Annotated in this window: 20 protein-coding genes; 6 read left to right on the top strand and 14 right to left on the bottom strand. The window is 59.2% G+C overall.

Going from position 1 to position 17,547, the window contains the following annotated elements; genetic code table 11:
* The first annotated feature begins 48 nt into the window (after positions 1-48).
* On the top strand, positions 49-795 hold the full coding sequence (ubiG, locus tag Q1A91_RS12155; RefSeq protein ID WP_299877362.1) for a bifunctional 2-polyprenyl-6-hydroxyphenol methylase/3-demethylubiquinol 3-O-methyltransferase UbiG: 747 nt from the start codon (positions 49-51) through the stop codon (positions 793-795).
* A 50-nt stretch (positions 796-845) separates the two neighbouring features.
* Here ubiG and Q1A91_RS12150 read toward each other — a convergent pair whose 3' ends face one another.
* The 4 genes from Q1A91_RS12150 to Q1A91_RS12135 are packed head-to-tail and all read right to left on the bottom strand — an operon-like array spanning position 846 to position 3,183.
* Positions 846-1,280: a MarR family winged helix-turn-helix transcriptional regulator gene (locus Q1A91_RS12150; RefSeq protein ID WP_299877359.1), complete on the bottom strand. Its 435-nt coding sequence runs from the start codon at positions 1,278-1,280 to the stop codon at positions 846-848.
* Positions 1,281-1,293: 13 nt separating this feature from the next.
* On the bottom strand, positions 1,294-2,124 hold the full coding sequence (locus tag Q1A91_RS12145; protein WP_299877356.1) for a carbon-nitrogen hydrolase family protein: 831 nt from the start codon (positions 2,122-2,124) through the stop codon (positions 1,294-1,296).
* Positions 2,124-2,381: a glutaredoxin 3 gene (gene grxC, locus Q1A91_RS12140; protein ID WP_299877353.1), complete on the bottom strand. Its 258-nt coding sequence runs from the start codon at positions 2,379-2,381 to the stop codon at positions 2,124-2,126. Before grxC ends, Q1A91_RS12145 begins: the two co-directional genes overlap by 1 nt.
* A gap of 37 nt (positions 2,382-2,418) precedes the next feature.
* Positions 2,419-3,183: a ComF family protein gene (locus tag Q1A91_RS12135; protein ID WP_299877350.1), complete on the bottom strand. Its 765-nt coding sequence runs from the start codon at positions 3,181-3,183 to the stop codon at positions 2,419-2,421.
* An 11-nt stretch (positions 3,184-3,194) separates the two neighbouring features.
* On the opposite strand from Q1A91_RS12135, the gene Q1A91_RS12130 reads away from it, so the two are divergent.
* On the top strand, positions 3,195-4,013 hold the full coding sequence (locus tag Q1A91_RS12130; protein ID WP_299877348.1) for a methyltransferase domain-containing protein: 819 nt from the start codon (positions 3,195-3,197) through the stop codon (positions 4,011-4,013).
* Between the two features lie 55 nt (positions 4,014-4,068).
* Positions 4,069-5,115 carry a ferrochelatase gene (gene hemH, locus Q1A91_RS12125; RefSeq protein ID WP_299877759.1) on the top strand — a complete coding sequence of 349 codons (1,047 nt, stop codon included), beginning with the start codon at positions 4,069-4,071 and terminating at the stop codon, positions 5,113-5,115.
* Between the two features lie 97 nt (positions 5,116-5,212).
* Here the strand turns inward: hemH and Q1A91_RS12120 are convergent, their stop codons facing one another.
* Positions 5,213-5,395, bottom strand: a complete 183-nt coding sequence (locus tag Q1A91_RS12120; protein ID WP_299877345.1) for a hypothetical protein — start codon at positions 5,393-5,395, stop codon at positions 5,213-5,215.
* A 140-nt stretch (positions 5,396-5,535) separates the two neighbouring features.
* A complete protein-coding gene (locus Q1A91_RS12115) occupies positions 5,536-6,147 on the bottom strand; it encodes a L,D-transpeptidase (RefSeq protein WP_299877342.1) in 612 nt (203 codons plus the stop codon).
* A gap of 162 nt (positions 6,148-6,309) precedes the next feature.
* Here Q1A91_RS12115 and Q1A91_RS12110 point away from each other — a divergent pair, with 162 nt between their 5' ends.
* A complete protein-coding gene (locus Q1A91_RS12110; RefSeq protein ID WP_299877339.1) occupies positions 6,310-6,813 on the top strand; it encodes a CAP domain-containing protein in 504 nt (167 codons plus the stop codon).
* A 24-nt stretch (positions 6,814-6,837) separates the two neighbouring features.
* Here the strand turns inward: Q1A91_RS12110 and Q1A91_RS12105 are convergent, their stop codons facing one another.
* The 7 genes from Q1A91_RS12105 to Q1A91_RS12075 all read right to left on the bottom strand — a co-directional run bounded on the left by Q1A91_RS12105 (position 6,838) and on the right by Q1A91_RS12075 (position 15,293).
* Positions 6,838-7,335: a L,D-transpeptidase family protein gene (locus Q1A91_RS12105; RefSeq protein WP_299877336.1), complete on the bottom strand. Its 498-nt coding sequence runs from the start codon at positions 7,333-7,335 to the stop codon at positions 6,838-6,840.
* A gap of 113 nt (positions 7,336-7,448) precedes the next feature.
* Complete coding sequence (locus Q1A91_RS12100; protein WP_299877333.1) at positions 7,449-8,669, bottom strand: class I SAM-dependent RNA methyltransferase; 1,221 nt, start codon at positions 8,667-8,669, stop codon at positions 7,449-7,451.
* Between the two features lie 39 nt (positions 8,670-8,708).
* Positions 8,709-10,541, bottom strand: a complete 1,833-nt coding sequence (locus tag Q1A91_RS12095; protein WP_299877330.1) for an ABC transporter ATP-binding protein — start codon at positions 10,539-10,541, stop codon at positions 8,709-8,711.
* Positions 10,538-12,379, bottom strand: a complete 1,842-nt coding sequence (locus Q1A91_RS12090) for an ABC transporter ATP-binding protein (protein WP_299877327.1) — start codon at positions 12,377-12,379, stop codon at positions 10,538-10,540. Before Q1A91_RS12090 ends, Q1A91_RS12095 begins: the two co-directional genes overlap by 4 nt.
* Before the next feature lie 172 nt (positions 12,380-12,551).
* A complete protein-coding gene (locus Q1A91_RS12085; protein WP_299877324.1) occupies positions 12,552-13,730 on the bottom strand; it encodes a CCA tRNA nucleotidyltransferase in 1,179 nt (392 codons plus the stop codon).
* On the bottom strand, positions 13,706-14,302 hold the full coding sequence (locus tag Q1A91_RS12080; RefSeq protein ID WP_299877321.1) for a CoA pyrophosphatase: 597 nt from the start codon (positions 14,300-14,302) through the stop codon (positions 13,706-13,708). The genes Q1A91_RS12085 and Q1A91_RS12080 overlap by 25 nt, the downstream gene beginning before the upstream one ends.
* Before the next feature lie 4 nt (positions 14,303-14,306).
* Positions 14,307-15,293: an Hsp33 family molecular chaperone HslO gene (locus Q1A91_RS12075; protein ID WP_299877319.1), complete on the bottom strand. Its 987-nt coding sequence runs from the start codon at positions 15,291-15,293 to the stop codon at positions 14,307-14,309.
* Between the two features lie 77 nt (positions 15,294-15,370).
* Here Q1A91_RS12075 and Q1A91_RS12070 point away from each other — a divergent pair, with 77 nt between their 5' ends.
* Positions 15,371-15,862 (top strand): NUDIX hydrolase, encoded by a 492-nt coding sequence (locus Q1A91_RS12070; RefSeq protein ID WP_299877316.1) that lies wholly within the window; start codon positions 15,371-15,373, stop codon positions 15,860-15,862.
* On the opposite strand, the gene Q1A91_RS12065 is transcribed toward Q1A91_RS12070, so the two are convergent.
* A complete protein-coding gene (locus Q1A91_RS12065; RefSeq protein ID WP_299877314.1) occupies positions 15,796-17,079 on the bottom strand; it encodes a PP2C family protein-serine/threonine phosphatase in 1,284 nt (427 codons plus the stop codon). The two genes, Q1A91_RS12070 and Q1A91_RS12065, sit on opposite strands and share 67 nt — an antisense overlap.
* Before the next feature lie 127 nt (positions 17,080-17,206).
* Between Q1A91_RS12065 and Q1A91_RS12060 the strand changes: the two genes are divergently transcribed.
* Entirely contained in the window at positions 17,207-17,539 is a 333-nt protein-coding gene (locus Q1A91_RS12060) for an Hpt domain-containing protein (RefSeq protein WP_299877313.1), read from the top strand.
* Positions 17,540-17,547 lie beyond the last annotated feature (8 nt).

The following is a 17,547-nucleotide window of genomic DNA, read 5'->3' as shown; positions in this document are numbered from 1 at the left end:
CACTGCCCTATATACCCCACAAGACGCCAAAGAACATAGGAGTGCGGTATGCAATCCACACAAACAACAGTCGATCCCGGTGAGATCGCCAAATTCGAAGCCATGGCCGCCGAGTGGTGGGATGTGAACGGCAAATTCAAGCCGCTGCACATGCTCAACCCGTGTCGGCTGGACTATATCACCAGCCAGATTGCCGGGGAGTTTGACCGGGATCTGAAGGCAGACAAACCCTTTGCCGGGTTGCGCATTCTCGACATCGGCTGCGGTGGCGGGCTACTGGCCGAACCCATGGCGCGGCTGGGCGCCGATGTGGTGGGTGCTGATGCGGCAGAGCGGAACATTCCCGTGGCGCAAGTCCATGCCGAACAATCCGGGCTCACCATTGATTACCGCCATACGACTGCCGAAGACATGGCGGCCGCGGGCGAGAAATTCGACGCTGTGCTGAACATGGAAGTGGTCGAACATGTCGCTTCTCCCATCGATTACCTGCGCGCCTGCCATGACCTGTTGAAACCGGGTGGCCTGCATGTCTGCTCCACCATCAACCGCAATCCAAAATCGTATATGATGGCGATCATCGGGGCGGAGCATGTGATGCGCTGGCTGCCCAAAGGCACCCATGAATGGTCGAAATTCATCACCCCGGATGAGCTGTTTGACCTGATGTCGCAGGCTGGGTTGGAGCCGGTGGACCGCAAGGGGTTCGTGTTCAACCCGATCTCCTGGTCATGGAAGCTGTCAGACCGCGACTTGTCTGTAAACTACGTCACCGCGAGCCTGCGCCCCGCGTAGGATGGGTGCTTGCACCCATCACCAACCAACAAAGATGGTGCAAGCACCCCTCACGTCAGCCGTTTGCGCAACTCCCGCAGGATCGGGAGCGCGGCGCGCACATTATCCTCGCCCAAATCCTCGACAACCTGATCAATCATCGGCGTCAGCGCATTCAGCGCAGCGTCCCGCGCCCGCCGTCCCGCCGGGCTGATCGCCACCATCTTGCGGCGCGCATCATCCCAATCGGGCCGGATGTGCACGTAGCCTGACCATTCCAGCTTGTTGAGCGTGTTGGTCATCGCCCCGCGCGTGACATTGAACTTCTCTGCCAGACGGGCGGGGCTGCTTTCATCCCCGCTCCACGCAAGATGGTTCAGCACCGAAAAATGCGAAATCTCCATCCCCTTGGGCAAGACACGGGTGAGGCGCGCCCGCACGGATTGATCCGCCGCCAGCATTTCACTGAAGAGCATGATCGCCAGCGTTGTCCCGTCTTCGTTCATGTCAAAGCCCCGTTCAGGGTCCTTCAAAAGGGCGGCGGTGGGCCATGCTTGGCACACGCTGCCGCGTCTGGGCTACTTTTCCCATATCCAGTTCGAACTTGTAAACGCCCGGCACCGTCCCTGCGTCCAAAAGCACCTCTCCCCAGGGAGAGATGACCAGAGAATGCCCATATGTGTCGCGGGTCTTGTGCGCGGCACTGGCATGCGTGCCCGTCTGTGCAGGCGCAATGACATAGCACCCCGTCTCAATCGCGCGGGCGCGCAGCAAGGCGTGCCAATGCGCAGCTCCGGTCACAGGTGAAAACGCCGCAGGCACCGTGATGATCTGCGCGCCCGCATCGGTCAGAGCCTGATGCAACATGGGAAAACGCACGTCGTAACAGATGCTCAGACCCACTTTGCCAAAGGGTGTCTCTGCCACGACAGCCTGCTGACCGGGGCGATAGGCATCCGATTCGCGCCAAGTCTCTTCTGGGCTGATCTCCACATCAAACATGTGGATCTTGTCGTATTTCGCCACGACCGCGCCGTCCGGCCCGATCAGGAAACACCGATTGGCAAAACGCCCGTCCGCATCCCCGGTCTTCAACCCCAGCGAACCGATCATCAGCCAGATGCCGGATGCCTTGGCCTCCGCACGCAGCGCAGCAAAGGTGATGTCATCCGCTTCCGCCTGCAAAACATCGCGTTGATGCGTGCCGCTTGTGGAAATGCAATTCGTAACCTCCGGTGTGAGGACACATTCAGCACCGCCCGCCACAGCCGCGCGGAGGAACCCCAACGTCGTCTCAAGGTTCGCAACCGGATCGTCCGTCACGTTCAGCTGAAGGATCGCACCCCGCATCACGCGGCCAAAAGGGCGTCGAGTTTCCCTGCCCGCTCCAGCGCGTGCAGCTCATCACAGCCACCGACATGATCGTCGCCAATGAAAATCTGCGGCACCGTCCGGCTGCCGCCTGCCCGCTGGATCATCTCAGGCTTGCGGTCTGGATTGGCCAGCACATCCACCTCGTCAAAGCGCACACCCTTTTGGGTCAGCAAGCGTTTGGCGGCATGGCAAAACCCGCACAGAGGCGAGGTATAGATTTCCACAGGTTTCATGACCCGGTCCTTTCAACGTCGTTGTTAAGGACTGGATTTAGGTGTCTTTGTCCCCGCGCGCCAGTGTCATCCGGTCAACGCGCGCAAGGGTGACGACTTTTACGGGACCCGCGCCCGCCTCCAGACACGCCCGTGTACAGGCGGCAAGTGTTGCGCCTGAGGTCATCACATCGTCCACCAACACAACCGGGCGCGCCGCAATCCGGTGGCGACGTCGCGGATGCACCCGGATCGCATCGGCCAGAACATCCGCCCGTTGAACCCGGTTGAGCCCGTCAAGCGACGGCGTTGGCCGGACGCGCTGCAACACATCCGGCGCCCAGGACAGACCAAGCCTTGTCGCCAGTGCCTTGGCCAGCAATGCGGATTGGTTGTACCGCCTCTTGATCATGCGCTGCCAATGCAGCGGCACCGGCAGGATCAACGCCTCTTCCGCAACAACATCGCGTACCGCATTCGCCATCCAGAGCCCGGCCGGCTGCGCAATCTCCTGTCGGTCCCCGTGTTTGAGTGCCAGCACCAGCTTGCGCCCCGTATCGCCATATATCAGCGCCGCCCGACCCTGAGTCCAGGGCGGTGGTTCTTTCATGCATTGGTCACAGCGCAACCTCTGACCCTGATCAGAGGCATCCCCCGGCAGCGGCGTGCCACAGCAATCGCAGATCAGGCCGCCAATGAACGCAGTATCCCGCCAGCACGGCCCACAAAGACCATAATCACTGTCCACCACATCGCCGCATCCCAGACAGCGCGCGGGGTACAGCGTGTCCAACCCGATTTGAAGTCCGCTCAATATCGACATATCAGATGCCCATGACCCATCCGCCCCAATTGACCGACCTTGCCGCACTTGCCCGCAACAGATCCCGCGCCACGGCGCAGGGACTGTTCCTGCATGACGCCGCTGCGGATGAAATTGAGGATCGGCTGGCAGTGGTTAACAAGTCGTTTACAGACGCGGCTTTGGTCTCCGGCTTTGTGGAGCCATGGCAAAGCCGTTTCTCTCCCCAAACTGCAATTGAAGCGGCGGAGACCATCGCGCTGTCCGAGCAAAGCCATGATCTGGTGATCCACGCGATGGCTCTGCATTGGGCGAATGATCCGGTTGGGCAATTGATCCAGTGTCGGCGCGCACTGCGCGCGGATGGACTTTTGTTGACCGTCTCGCTGGGTGGTCAGACCCTGACCGAATTGCGGGCCTGTCTGGGTCAGGCAGAAAGCACCGTCACCGGCGGGCTGTCGCCGCGCGTGGCCCCGATGGCGGATCTGCGCGATCAGGGGGCGCTGCTGCAACGCGCCGGATTTGCTTTACCGGTGGCCGATGCCATGCCGCTGACGGTCGAATATGCGGACGCTTGGCATCTGATGCGCGATCTGCGGGCGATGGGCGAAACCAATGCGCTGGCCGCCCGCCTGCGCCAACCAACACGCCGCGCGGTGTTTGAAACGGCGGCAGAGCTCTATCAAACCCACTTCGGCACGGGGGCGGGCCGCATCACGGCAACCTTTGAACTGGTGTTCCTGACCGGTTGGGCACCCGACGCCAGCCAACCCCAACCCCTGCGCCCCGGCAGCGCCAAAAAGAGCCTTGCAGACGCGCTTGGGACAAATGAGACAAAGTTGCGCAATTGACCCTGCGCGATTACTGGCTATGTGACACGACATGAATATGCTCAAGGACATCCAAATGCAGGCCGCCCGCCCGGAACACGCCAGCGCCGACCATCCGGTCGTGCCCCAGCAAAAAGTGGGCATCCTGCTCGCCAATCTCGGGACACCGGACAATTATGACTACTGGTCGATGCGCCGGTATCTGGGCGAATTCCTGTCTGACCGCCGCGTGATCGACTACAGCCCCTGGCTCTGGCAGCCGCTGTTGCAGTTGATCATCCTCAGCAAACGCCCCTTCACAAGTGGTGCAGCCTACAAATCCATCTGGAATGAGGAAGAGGGCGAAAGCCCGCTGATGACGATCACCAAGGCACAGACAGCCAAGATCAAGAAAGCGATGCAGGAGCGCTATGGCGACAATGTCGTTGTGGATTTCTGTATGCGCTACGGCAATCCATCCACCCAGTCCAAGGTTGAAGCGCTGACGAAAGCGGGATGTTCAAAGATCCTGTTCTTCCCTCTCTACCCGCACTACGCTGGTGCGACCTCCGCCACGGCCTGCGACAAGTTCTTTGAAGCGCTGGGGAAAGAGAAATGGCAGCCCATTTCCCGCGTGGTAGAGCCCTATTTTGACCGCCCGGACTATATCGAAGCCTTGGCTCAATCCATTGAAAAAGCCTATGCGGCGGCAGAGAAGAAACCGGATATCCTGATCTGTTCCTACCACGGTGTGCCGATCCGCTACCTGATGGAGGGCGACCCGTACCACTGCCAATGCCAGAAAACGACACGCCTATTGAAGGAACGGCTGGGGTGGGATGACACCCAGATCATGACCACTTTCCAGTCCAAGTTCGGCCCCGAGGAATGGCTGCAACCCTACACGGTGGAAGAGGTCGCGCGGCAAGCCGAAGCAGGCAAGAAGAGCATCGCTGTCTGTGCCCCGGCCTTCTCGGCCGATTGCATCGAGACGTTGGAAGAGATCAACGAAGAGATCAAAGAGAGCTTTGAAGAAGCGGGCGGCGAGGAGTTTCTGTATATCCCCTGCCTGAACGACGATGACGCGCATATCCGCGCACTGTCAAACGCAATTGAAGACAACCTGCGTGGCTGGCTGGACTGATACCTCATCAGCAATTTCTGGGTTTCAAAACCGGTTCAGGCATAAAAAAAGGCGGTGCAAAGACACCGCCTTTTTTAATGTAATGGTCGAGCCTGACTTAGTCAGAAGCGACAGCAGCGGCGAGCAGTGCCAGCAGAACCAGCGGCAGCACGATACCATTGGAGGAAGAAGATGCTTCTTCAACAATGACAGGTGCTTCGATGATTGGATCTGCAAGGGAGCCAGCGGAAGCAGCAGAAGCTGCACCAGCGAATGCGGCTGCGAGAACGAGTTTTTTCATAACATAACCTCCAGTATTGGCGTGTACACATGGGTGCAAACACGCGCCCAAGACTTACCTCGTAGTTTCGTCTAAATAGTATTCCCCGAGAATTGGAAAGATGGATTCAGCAGGACATCCCCAAATGCGGGGTAATGTCGTCAAATAAGCAACACCTGCGTGCCTACACTGGCCATCTCATACAGCTCTTCGATATGCTCATTATAGAGCCCAATACAGCCGTTGGAAGACTTGCGGCCGATCTTGCGCGTGTCGTGTGTGCCGTGAATCCGGTAGTAAGTCCAGCTCAGGTGCAGCGACCTTGTGCCCAGCGGATTGTCCGGACCCGGCCCGATGTAGGGGGGCCATTCCGGGTTACGCTTCAACATCGACGGTGTCGGACGCCAGGACGGCTCTGGATCTTTCAGGATCACCCGTGTCCGACCGCGCCGCGTCAGATCATCCGTCAGCGGGACAGAGGAAGGATAGAGCTTGTAGACACTTTGATCTTCAGACCAGTAGTGCACCGCGCGGCTGTCGATATCGACAAGGATCGCACCCTTGCGCAGATTGTCGAAGTAGGGCTGCCAATCCAGCGTGCGGAAGCTGGAGATGTTACGGCGCACCACTTCGTTGATATCACGCTCATTTTGGGTTGTTGCAGCGGAATTCACACCGGATGTGTCTTGCGCCACCGCAGGTGCCGCCACCATCGCAGCGGAGCCTGCAAGAAACGCACGGCGGCTGGGTGTCTTGAAAATCTTGTCGGACATGATCTGTCTCCATCAGAAATCGATTAGTTCCGGGATATATTGCCACAAAGTCGCATTTTCAAATCAAACCCGCGTCATCTGGCATGGTAACGCCGATGTGCGTTTGAACTGCCACGCGTCCCACTGTAGGAGAATCGAAACCCGATTATGTGGAGCGTCACGATGATCCGTCTGATTACTATCTTCTCTGCCCTGGCCCTTGCGATCGCCGCCTGTGTGCCAGTCGATGATACCGGCGGCGGCAATTCTGGTGTGCAAACATATCGCATCCGGGCCGGGGACACCGGTAAAATCCAGTTCCGCATGCTTGATTCCGTGAATGCACTGCGCAGCGCAGCCGGGGCTTCGCAGGTTCAGCTCAACCCGAACCTGAACGCTGCCGCTGCGACCCACGCCAAAGACATGTCGCGTCAAAACCGGCCCTGGCACTTTGGCTCTGACGGCTCCTCCCCCATCGACCGGATCCGCCGCGTTGGCTACACTGGACAGCTGGTCGGGGAAACGATCTCGGAAACCTACGAATCCGAACTTGAAACGCTGGCCGCCTGGATGGAACAGCCGGACACGCGGCGTGTTCTGATGTCACCCGATGCCATCAACATGGGGTTTGCTTGGCATCAGGAAAGCAATGGCAAGATCTGGTGGACGCTGGTGATGGGCAAGTAACCACCACGAGCGTGTCCCGGTGGTTCAGGCGTTGATCAGGATCGGCGTGCCATCCCGCACCATGGCATAAACGTCTTCCATCTCTTTGTTGGTCACCGCGATGCAGCCCCAGGTCCAGTCACCCTTGTCTTTCTTGAAGGGCACCTTCTGACCGTGGATAAAGATATCGCCACCGGGTGACTTGCCAATGGCTTCGGCCCTGGCGAGGTCATGTGCGCGGGGGTAATCAATGCCCAGCGACAGATGGAAAGCGGAGTTCGGATTGCGTCGGTCGATCATGTAATGACCTTCGGGCGTACGCCCGTCGCCTTCGATTTCCTTGTGGCCGACAGGCGCGAACCCCAAGCGGATGTCATAATCCTCAAGCACCTTGTCGTGATGCAGAAGATACATCCGCCGGGCCCCCTTGTTCACCACGACATAGGTCACTTCGGGACCGTTGTAGCGCTTGAACTTGCTGCTGCTACAGGCGCCGAGAGCCACCAATGCGGTGCCGCCAAGGATGACTGATCTGCGTTTCATGTGGTTCTGTCCCGTACCTCACCGCTGGTCCCGTCCCGGACCTTTGTTCCGAGCTACCACACTCCATAGCGAATCGCATTCAAAATTGAGTGAACAGGGGCCGTTCGATCAACCTAACCTTCGCGCGATAGCTGCGCGGCAAGCTCGATATGCGCGGACCACCGAAACTGATCGACCACCTGAACCCAATCCAGCCGGTATCCCGCCGCAACCAGCACCGCCACGTCCCGCGCAAAGGTCACCGGGTTGCACGATACATAGGCCAAAACTGCCACCTTTGCCTGCGCAAGCTCCGCAATCTGGCGTTCGGCTCCCGCCCTTGGCGGATCAAGCACAACCGCATCGAATTTTGACAACTCGTCCGGCAACAGCGGGCGTCGATAAAGATCACGCGCTTCAACTGTTAGCGGTTTGAGCCCTTGTGCCCCTCGCCACCCCTGATCAAGGGCTTGTGTCATCGCGCGGTCCCCTTCCACCGCATGCACAGCCGCCGTCTCCGACAAGGGCAGCGCAAAGGTGCCGCAGCCTGCAAAGAGATCGGCCACTGCCGATGCGGAGCCGACAGCCTCACGCACCGCAGCAAGCAGGGACGCTTCGCCATGTGTGGTGGCCTGCAAAAACGCTGCAGGGGGTGGCGTAACCTGCGCCTTGCCAAAACGCTGAACGGGGGCAAGCCGTGTGGCAATCACCTCATCCTCCCAGGACAGGCGGGCAAGGCCCAACTTCTCTGCCGCCTGCGCCAGCACCATGCGCAACGGTCCATCCAGCGGTTTGCCCTGTGCCACCGCCACGTCCAGACCATTGGCCGACAGCGTGATCGTCACCGCCAGAACCGCCTTGCGGCTTGCGCCAACCAACGCCAGTTCCTCCGCCACCGCGCGCCCGGCCAACAGGTCGGGGTGCAAAAGCGTACAGCCCGGAGTTTCAACGATCACGCCAGACGCCCTACCGAAAAATCCCGCCATGGCCCCATTCTTGGTGCGCTTTGCGGCGAAGGTCGCCCGTCTGCGCGACTGCGCAGGGGAGGTCACGATTTCGCGCAAAACAGTCTCTAACCCTTGCGCTTGCAGCGCATGACGCACCACATCAACCTTCCATTCTGCCACCAGCGGATCCGCCGCATGTTGCAACTGACACCCCCCGCAGGCCTTGAAGTGCCGGCACGGCGGGCTGACACGCTGGTCAGAGGGTTCAAGGATACGCACATCGCACAATGTCTGGCCGTCCAACACACCGCTGACCCTTTCACCGGGCAACGTGCCGGGGGCATAGACTGGCCCCGCAGCTATCCCATCACCGTGATGGCCCAACCGTTCTATCGTAAATTCATCCATGGCCCGACATAGCCTGCGCGGCCAGACAACCCAAGCCGTCTATTCCGCTGCTTCCAGATTAAGAAAACCACCCGACTGGCGTTGCCAGTAACGGGCATAGAGCCCTTCTTGCGCCAACAACACCTCATGGGTGCCACTTTCCACGATCCGCCCGCGATCCATGACGATGATCCGGTCCATTTCCGTCAACGTCGACAATCGGTGCGCGATGGCAAGCACGGTCTTGCCTTCCATCACCCGCGTCAGCGCGGTCTGGATCGACGCCTCAACCTCACTGTCCAGCGCACTTGTCGCCTCATCCAGCACAAGAATCGGCGCGTCTTTGACAATCGCGCGCGCCAGGGCAATCCGCTGCCTTTGTCCGCCCGACAGCTTCACACCCCGTTCGCCCAGATGCGCGTCATACCCCTGCCGCCCCTTGTGGTCTTGCAGTTCAAGGATGAAGTCATGCGCTTCGGCCTGTTTGGCAGAGGCAATCATCTCCGCCTCTGTTGCATCGGGCCGCCCGTACAAAATGTTCTCCCGCGCAGAACGATTGAACATCGCGGTTTCCTGCGTGACCATGCCGATGTTGCGCCGCAGGCTTTGTTGCGTGACCTGTCGGATGTCGACGCCATCAATCTCTATCCGGCCCTTTTCTGCTTCATAGAGCCGCATAATCAGTGAAACCAGCGTTGATTTGCCCGCGCCGGACGCACCTACAATGCCGAGTTTCTCACCCGGGTTAACGGCAAGGCTGATCCCCTCGATACCGCCTGTATCACGCCCATAGCCAAAGCTGACATCGCGCAGCACCAAGGCGCCATGAGGCACCTCCAAAGTGACGGCATCTGCTGCATCTTCGACCCTAACACGGGGCGTCAGGGTCCTCATGCCGTCTTCGATCTCTCCAATGTTGGCGTAGATTGCCATCAGCGTGAAGCTGACCCAGCCGGTCATCTGCGCAATGCGGATCGCCACAGCACCCGCAGCAACGATGTCCCCCTCGCTCGCCATCCCGCGTTGCCACAACAGGATCGTCCCGCCCAGCAAAAGCACCGGCAAAAGCCCCGCAAGGCTCATCAACGCCAGCCGAAACCCGGCGGCAAGATAGCCGAATTCCAAAGCCCGCTGGCGAAACGTCTCCATCGCGCCAAGGGCGGCACGGTCTTCGTGATCGGCATGGGCGAAAAGCTTGACCGTCTTGATGTTGGTGATCGTATCCACCACCTGCCCGGACACCATGGCCCGCGCACCCGCACGGCCAGCCGACCGTTTCCGCACCCGTGGCAGGAACCAGTTGATCAACGCAAAATAGGCCACCAGCCAGACCGCAAACCCAATCGCCACGCGCCAGTCAATCGCCACCAGCAACACCACCGACCCGACCAGCGACGCCAGTGCGAAGGCAACCACATTGATCACCTCGGTTGCCACATCAGTCACAGCCCGCGCCGCCTGCATCTGTTTTTGGGCAATCCGACCAGCAAAATCATCGTCAAAGAAACCCACCGTCTGACCTAAGGTCCAACGGTGCAGACGCGACAAAACCAACGGATTCACATTCGGCTGCACCATGATCGCATTGGACGCCGACGACAGCCCAAACAACACTGGCCGTGCAATCAGGAAGAACCCCAGCGCCAAGCCAATCAGCCCAAAATTTGTCGGCGTGAAGAACGCCAATGGCCCCGCCGTGATCGCCGCATCAATGACCCGGCCCAATATCCACGCCGTCCCCGCTTCCATCGCGCCAGCAAGAGCGGACAGAATTGCAGCCAGCCACAAGACAGGCCAAGATCCCGACAGGCACCAGCGCATGAACGCGCCCAGCGTCTGTGGCGGCGGCCCGTTTGCAGGCCGAAACGGATTGATCCAATCTGATATGCTCACGCGTCTTCATCTTCCAGTTTCAGGAAACCGCCAGACTGGCGGCCCCAGAAATCTGCATATAGCCCGTCCTGCGCCAAAAGCGCGTCATGTGTCCCTTCTTCAACGATATGTCCCTGATCCAGCACAACAATCCGGTCCATCTGGGCAATTGTGGACAACCGGTGGGCAATCGCGATGACGGTCTTGCCGGCCATCATGCCATACAGCGTCTGCTGGATCGCCGCTTCAACCTCACTGTCCAAAGCGCTTGTCGCCTCGTCCAGCAACAGGATCGGCGCGTCTTTCAGGATCACCCGCGCCAGCGTGATCCGCTGACGCTGACCGCCAGACAGTTTCACGCCCCGTTCCCCGACACGCGCGTCATAGCCGCTGCGCCCTTCGGGATCGGTCAGATCAAGGATGAACTCATGCGCCTGTGCCTGTTTCGCGGCGGCGATCATCTCCGCCTCTGACGCGCCGGGCTTGCCGTACAGGATGTTGTCCCGCACCGACCGATGCAGCAGCGAACTGTCCTGCTGCACCATGCCAATGGCCTGCCGCAAACTGTCCTGCGTCACATGCCGAATGGCCTGCCCGTCAATCTCGATCCGGCCATCCTCCGCCTCATAAAACCGCAAAAGCAGCTTTACGAGGGTCGATTTTCCCGCGCCGGAACGCCCGACCAGACCAATCCGCTCACCCGGCTTGATGGTCAGGTTCAGACCCTGCAACCCTCCCGACGCACGCCCGTAGTGATGGGTCAGGCCCGTCATCTCAATCCGGCCATCGCTCAGCGCAAGCGGCTTGGCGTCTGCCTCATCCACCAGTTCAATCGGCTGGGCAATTGTTTCCATCCCTTCGGCCACAACGCCAAGCTCCCGAAAGAACGACGACAGCGCCCACATGATCCACCCGGTCATGGAATTCAGCCGCAGCGTCAGCGCAGCCGCCGCCGCAACCACGCCTACGCTCGCCTCTCCCACCGTCCAAAGCGCCAGCGCCCAACCAACAACGCCGATGATCAGCACACCATTCAGCGCGACCAGCACCACATCCATCACCGTGAAAATCCGCATCTCTCTCTGGAACGTCGCGCGCGCGTTCTCAATCGCTTCCTTGGCGAAATCAGTTTCCAGATCGTGATGGGCAAACATCTTGACCGAATGAATGTTGGTATAGGAATCAACGACGCGCCCGGTCACCTCGGACCGTGCATCTGACGCCGCCTGAGACGCCGGGCCCACCCGCTTCACCGTCCACCGCACCAGCGCACCATAGAGCACAAACCATATGAGCAGCGGCAGCATCAGCCGCCAGTCAGAAGTGCTGAGCAGGATCGCCGCACCAATCATATAGGCCAGCGAATAGGAAATCGCGTCAAAGACCTGAAATACCACCTCTCCCGCCGCTGGAGGGGTCTGCATGATGCGGTTGGCAATACGCCCGGCAAAGTCGTTCTCAAACCACCCAACCGATTGCCGCAGCACCTGCCGGTGCGCCCGCCAGCGGATCAGGGTGCCGACATTCGGCATGATCGCATTGTTCAGCAACAACACATCAAGGCCCTGCAACGCAGGCCGGATCAGCAGGATGAACAGACCAACAAGGATCATTTCTGTCCCATAATCCGTCCACATCTTGCTGGGGTCGGTGCCCAGCAGATCCACCAGACGGCCCATGTAATAGATCAGCCAGATCTCAATCGCCGCAACGACAATGGACATCAGACCGGTGATCCAGAACACCGTTTTGAACGGCCCCATATAGGCTTTCAGAAACGGCCAAAGAGTCCGCGGTGGGCGGTTGGTTTCAGGATAATCAACATAGGGATCAACAAGGTTTTCAAAGAAGCGGAACATGGGCGGAAGCCTTTGGAGAGTGTCGTGCAAAATGATCAGGCGCTGCGGTCACGCAGGCCATCAGGGGACGGTCTGTTATGCCGACTTTAGGTCAGCCAGATCCCACGATACATTTTGCACCCTCCTTCTTTGAGCTTTCTGCTTACGCCGAATCCGGGCGGGAGTCGACCCGTCAGAGGCGAGACAACAACGCCTCCTTGCTCAACCCAAAGTCCGAATTGATCCAAAGCTGCTCCAGCTCTACCAATTTCGCGCCCAGCGCAGGGCCGCTGAACGTCGGCATCAGATCTCCTGCCTTGAGGGGGAATTGTGCTTCTGATCCGGTCAATATCGTCTCTAACACGGACGGATTGGGCATTTGCTCCGCCATCGCTGATCTGAGCAGCATGGCTTGGGTCGCCAGGGTTTTGCCGTGACGATAGGCAACTTCACCCAAGGGCGGACCAGCAAACGCGACATCGCGCAACGTGCTGAGAAACCGGGCATCTGTCTTGCTCAGCCGCAAACGCTCGGCGGTCTCCTGCCCACCAAGAGCGGCGAGCCTGCCACGCCAGTCCGGGGTGAGGGCAAAGTGCCCCTCAAGATGCACCATCGGACCAACCCACCGATCGTCCGCAGCGGGCAGCACCGTCTGCAAGACATTCACCTGACGCATGACAGCCAAGGCGGGCGCGGGGTCGGGTGCTGCAAGGAGTTTTGTCATCTCCTGCCCGATCCGTTCTGCCGACAGACCCGTCAGACCATCAAGGTTTTCCGCAATCGCCGACAGCGCAACAGGGTCATATCCTTCCGCAACATCAGCATAATAGGCGTTGAACCGAAAGAACCGCAGCACCCGCAGGTAATCCTCACGAATACGCGCCTGTGCGTCTTCGATGAACCGAACGCGCCGGGCGCGCAGATCAGGCAAACCGCCCAGCGGGTCAATCACCCGCCCGTCAGGTGCTGCATAAAGCGCGTTCATCGTGAAATCGCGCCGCCGCGCATCATCCGCAATGTCAGTGGAAAACGCCACAACGGCGCGACGCCCGTCGGTTGCAACATCGCGCCGAAAGGTCGTGACCTCAAACGGCTCCCCCTCCGACACGACCGTGATTGTCCCGTGATCAATCCCGGTTGGCACGGGTTTCAGCCCCGCACGCTCTGCCAGCGTCATCACTTGCTCTGGCAGCGCGTCGGTGGACATGTCCACATCGCTGCCCGGCACGCCCAGCAACGCATTGCGCACGCAGCCCCCCACAAAGTAGACCGCATACCCGCCTTTCGTGATCGCATCACAAACGGCCCGCGCACGCGGGTCCACCAGCCAGCTGGTATCGGCAGGGATCAGAGGCTCATCCGTTCGGTCCATGCCCGCAACATACGCGCGGTGGCGCCCCAAATGTAATAGGGCCCGTAAGGCACGGTGAAATAATGGCGACGTGTGCCGCGCCAGCGACGGGAATGAATGATGTAATTCGCCGGGTCGAGCACATGATCAAGTGGCACGGCGAACACTTCTTCCACCTCCCCAGGCTCGGGTTTGATGTCAAAAGCGTCTCTGACAAAGCCAATAACAGGGGTCACGTTGAACTGTGTCACCGTCTCATGCGCCGGCAATGTTCCCAGCACATCCACATTCTCAGGCGGCAGGCCAATCTCTTCCCAGGCTTCCCGGAGTGCCGCGGCGATCACATCCGCGTCGCCTTCGTCCTGCTTGCCACCCGGAAACGCGATCTGGCCCGGATGATGTTTTAACGCCGATGACCGCTTGGTCAGCAACAGGTGCAGCCGTCCATTCTGCTCAACAATCGGTGCCAGAACGCCTGCTGGCCGCAGAACGCGGTCGGCCCCCAGAACCACGTCCGGGTTCAGGTCAAAGTCCGACGTGGCAACACCCGTCTTTGCAAGGATGGACCGAAAGCGCTCTATTTCTACGAACATAGGGTCAAGTTTCAGCCTCAAACCCGACGGACGCGGGATCAAGATCGTAATGCGCCCCGCAGAACTGGCAATCCGCCGTGACCCGGCCGTCATCTGTGGTCATCTTTTCAATGTCCTTCGCGGAGTAGATCGACAGGCTTTGCCGGACACGGTCTTCCGAACAGGTACACCCGAACCGGACCGCTTGCGCATCATAGACGCGCGGCCCTTCCTCATGAAACAGGCGTAACAACAGATCGGTCGGCGCGACACTGGGGCCAATCAGTTCCAACTCTTCCACCGTATCAAGCAAGATGTTTGCACGGTTCCAGTTCTCAGCCTCATCGCCGCTGACCAGATCAGCCGCCTGAAGCACATCCCCTGACCCTTCTCCCTGCGCCACAAGGGGCGATGCTTTCGGCATGTGTTGCAACATAACGCCACCTGCACGCCAATGCTCAGGCGTATCCCCATCAGAGGACCGCCCGAACGTCAGGGAGAACCTTGTTGGCAATTGCTCGGACTGTGCAAAATAAGCTTCTGCACATGCAGCAAGCGATCCGTCTTCCAACGGGGTAATCCCCTGGTAAGGGGTCATGCCTTTGCCCTGATCGATCATAATGGCGAAATACCCTTCGCCGACCTGATCAAACGGGGCGCCATCGGTCAAACGGTCCGCATCATAGCTGGCGTAGGCGCGGATCTGTGCGGGTTTCCCGTCTTCCTCCGGACCATAATAGTCGGTGGAGATCATCCGCACGGGGCCTTTGGACTGAACCTGTAGTTGCAACTTCCAGCGCAACTTGATCGTCTGGCCGATCAACGCGGTCAGCAGTGCCATTTCCGCCACCAGCGCTTCGACCACGGGCGGATAGTTGTGCTGGTTCAGAATACCTTCCAACACACCATCCAGACGCGCCACACGGCCCCGGATGTCAGAGGCATCCAGTTGGAACGGCAATACACTATCGTCCCAGGCAATCTGTTGTCCTGGCAGAGAAGAGAGACTCATGGGGTTTCCTTATCGCGGGGCGCTTGGCATACCGCGACTATATAGGCGAGGCAAGCGGTCAAAAAAGGGGTGCCACAATGATCAGACGTGTCGGAGAGCCGCCCCTGCCCGATCAGAAATACATCCTTCGCCCCGGCGCCTACGCGATCCTGCCGCTACAGGGACGGTTCCTGATGACCGCAGAGGTGGAACCAACGCCCGACATCCAACTGCCCGGCGGTGGCATTGATCCGGGTGAATCCCCCCTGCAAGCATTGCACCGCGAAGTGATGGAAGAAGTCGGTTGGCGCATCGCCCATCCGCGCCGGTTGGGGGCTTTCCGTCGGTTTACCTTCATGCCGGAATACGATCTGTGGGCAGAAAAGCTGTGCCATGTCTATGTGGCACGACCAACGCGACAGATCGCAGATCCCATTGAACCCAATCACCGCACCTTGATTCTGTCAGGGGAAGAGGCCGTGAACGTGCTTGGCAACGATGGGGATCGGGCGTTCATGCGGCGCTATGTGCTGGCAGGCGGTCCCGTATACTCAAAAAGGTTGGCAGACACATCATCGGGAAAATCCTGAACGCCCGCGTATTCCGACAACCGCCAGACCAAACCTTCAAGCAGACCATTCCCTTCCATGCCATCAAGGCTGCGCAACAGGGCATCCAACCCTTCTTCCCCCAACAGCTCTCCCTGCTCATTCGGGCATTCCGTTACGCCATCTGACAGGATCAAAAGGCGATCTCCGGGGTTCAGCTGCACGTCGAACTGATCGAATTCAGCCGTGGACAAAAGACCAACCGGGAAGCCACCATTGCCGACCTGCTCAATCCTGCCGCAGGCACGCAGGATCGCCGGATGGGGATGCCCGGCCTGGGTGATCTGGGTCAACCCGGTGTTCAGATCCACAATTGCAAGCAGCAGCGTGAAGTAATGCTCCGTCTCCATCTCATTGAGCACAAGCGCGTTCAGGCTCGCCACCGTCTGCGCAGGGGGACGCGCGCGGAAGGCATCTGCGTCAACCCGCTCAAGCGCCACATTTTGCTCAGGCGCGCTGCCTGACAGATACCCGGCCAATCGCGCCGTCATCAACGCGGAACTGACCCCGTGACCGGAAACATCAATGCCAAACAGGCCCAGTCGATCTTCACCGGCATTGAAGAAGCCAACCAGATCGCCACCAACATGGCCGCTGGAACGCAGAAGCAGTGATATGTGACCCTGATCAAGGGTTTTCTGCCGTTCACGCAGCAAGGATTGTTGCAGCTCCTTCGCTTCTCTGAGGTCCTTGTCGAGTGAATCGTAAACCCGTTGCAGTTCTTCCAGCGTGGTCGACATCAACCTGTTGGTTTCCGACAATTCACGCTGCATGTCGACAATACGCTCCCCCACGGTGATGCGGGCGCGCAATTCGTCGTTGTTGACCGGCTTGACCAGAAAATCATCTGCCCCCGCACCCAGACCACGGGCGACTTCTGCCTTCTCGGACTTCGACGTCAGCAGGATGAAATAGGAATAATCCTCCCCCGACAATTCCCTGAAGATGCGACAAAACTCGATCCCCGACATGCCGGGCATCACCCAATCGCTCAGAACAAGGTCAGGTCGCTGATCCCGGCATTTCTCAAGCGCTTCTTCGGCAGTCGCTGCTTCTGTCACGTCATACCCCCAGCGTTTGAGGGATGCTGCCAGGATACGCCGTTGCAGACGACTGTCGTCCACGACCAAGGCATTCTTGCGCGTGCGCGCCGCGGCAGGCGGCAAATCGGGATGAAAAGGAACAGGAGCACGCGCCATAGATGCCCCTTAGGCTGCAAAACTGAATCACCGGTGAATGCTAAAATCCACAGCATCTGTCGCGCCGCCAGAACGAAATCTAAACGAAGCAACATTAAACACGCCCAGAGTTTAGGGGAGCCGCAACGTGATTGACTGGCAACGTGTCGCAGAGCTGCGTGATGAAATCGGGGAAGAGGATTTTGATGATGTCGTCGGGATCTTCCTCGAAGAGGTAGAAGAAACCCTGAACCGGATTCGTGACGCTGAAGGTCCCGCGGCAACCGCGGAAGACATGCACTTTCTCAAAGGCAGCGCGCTGAACATGGGGTTCAAGGCACTCACCGCGGTGTGCGAGCAGGGGGAGGCGTTGTCTGAGCAGAGTTTGGCGCACACCATCGACGTTGCCATGGTTGAGGAATGCTACCTCATCTCCAAAAAATCATTTCTGGCGGAATTGCCAAAGGCCTTTGCTGGCTAGCTCGTGCT

Source organism: uncultured Sulfitobacter sp. (assembly GCF_947500075.1).
Classification (GTDB): Bacteria; Pseudomonadota; Alphaproteobacteria; order Rhodobacterales; family Rhodobacteraceae; genus Sulfitobacter.
This window is presented reverse-complemented; position numbering and strand designations above follow the sequence as displayed.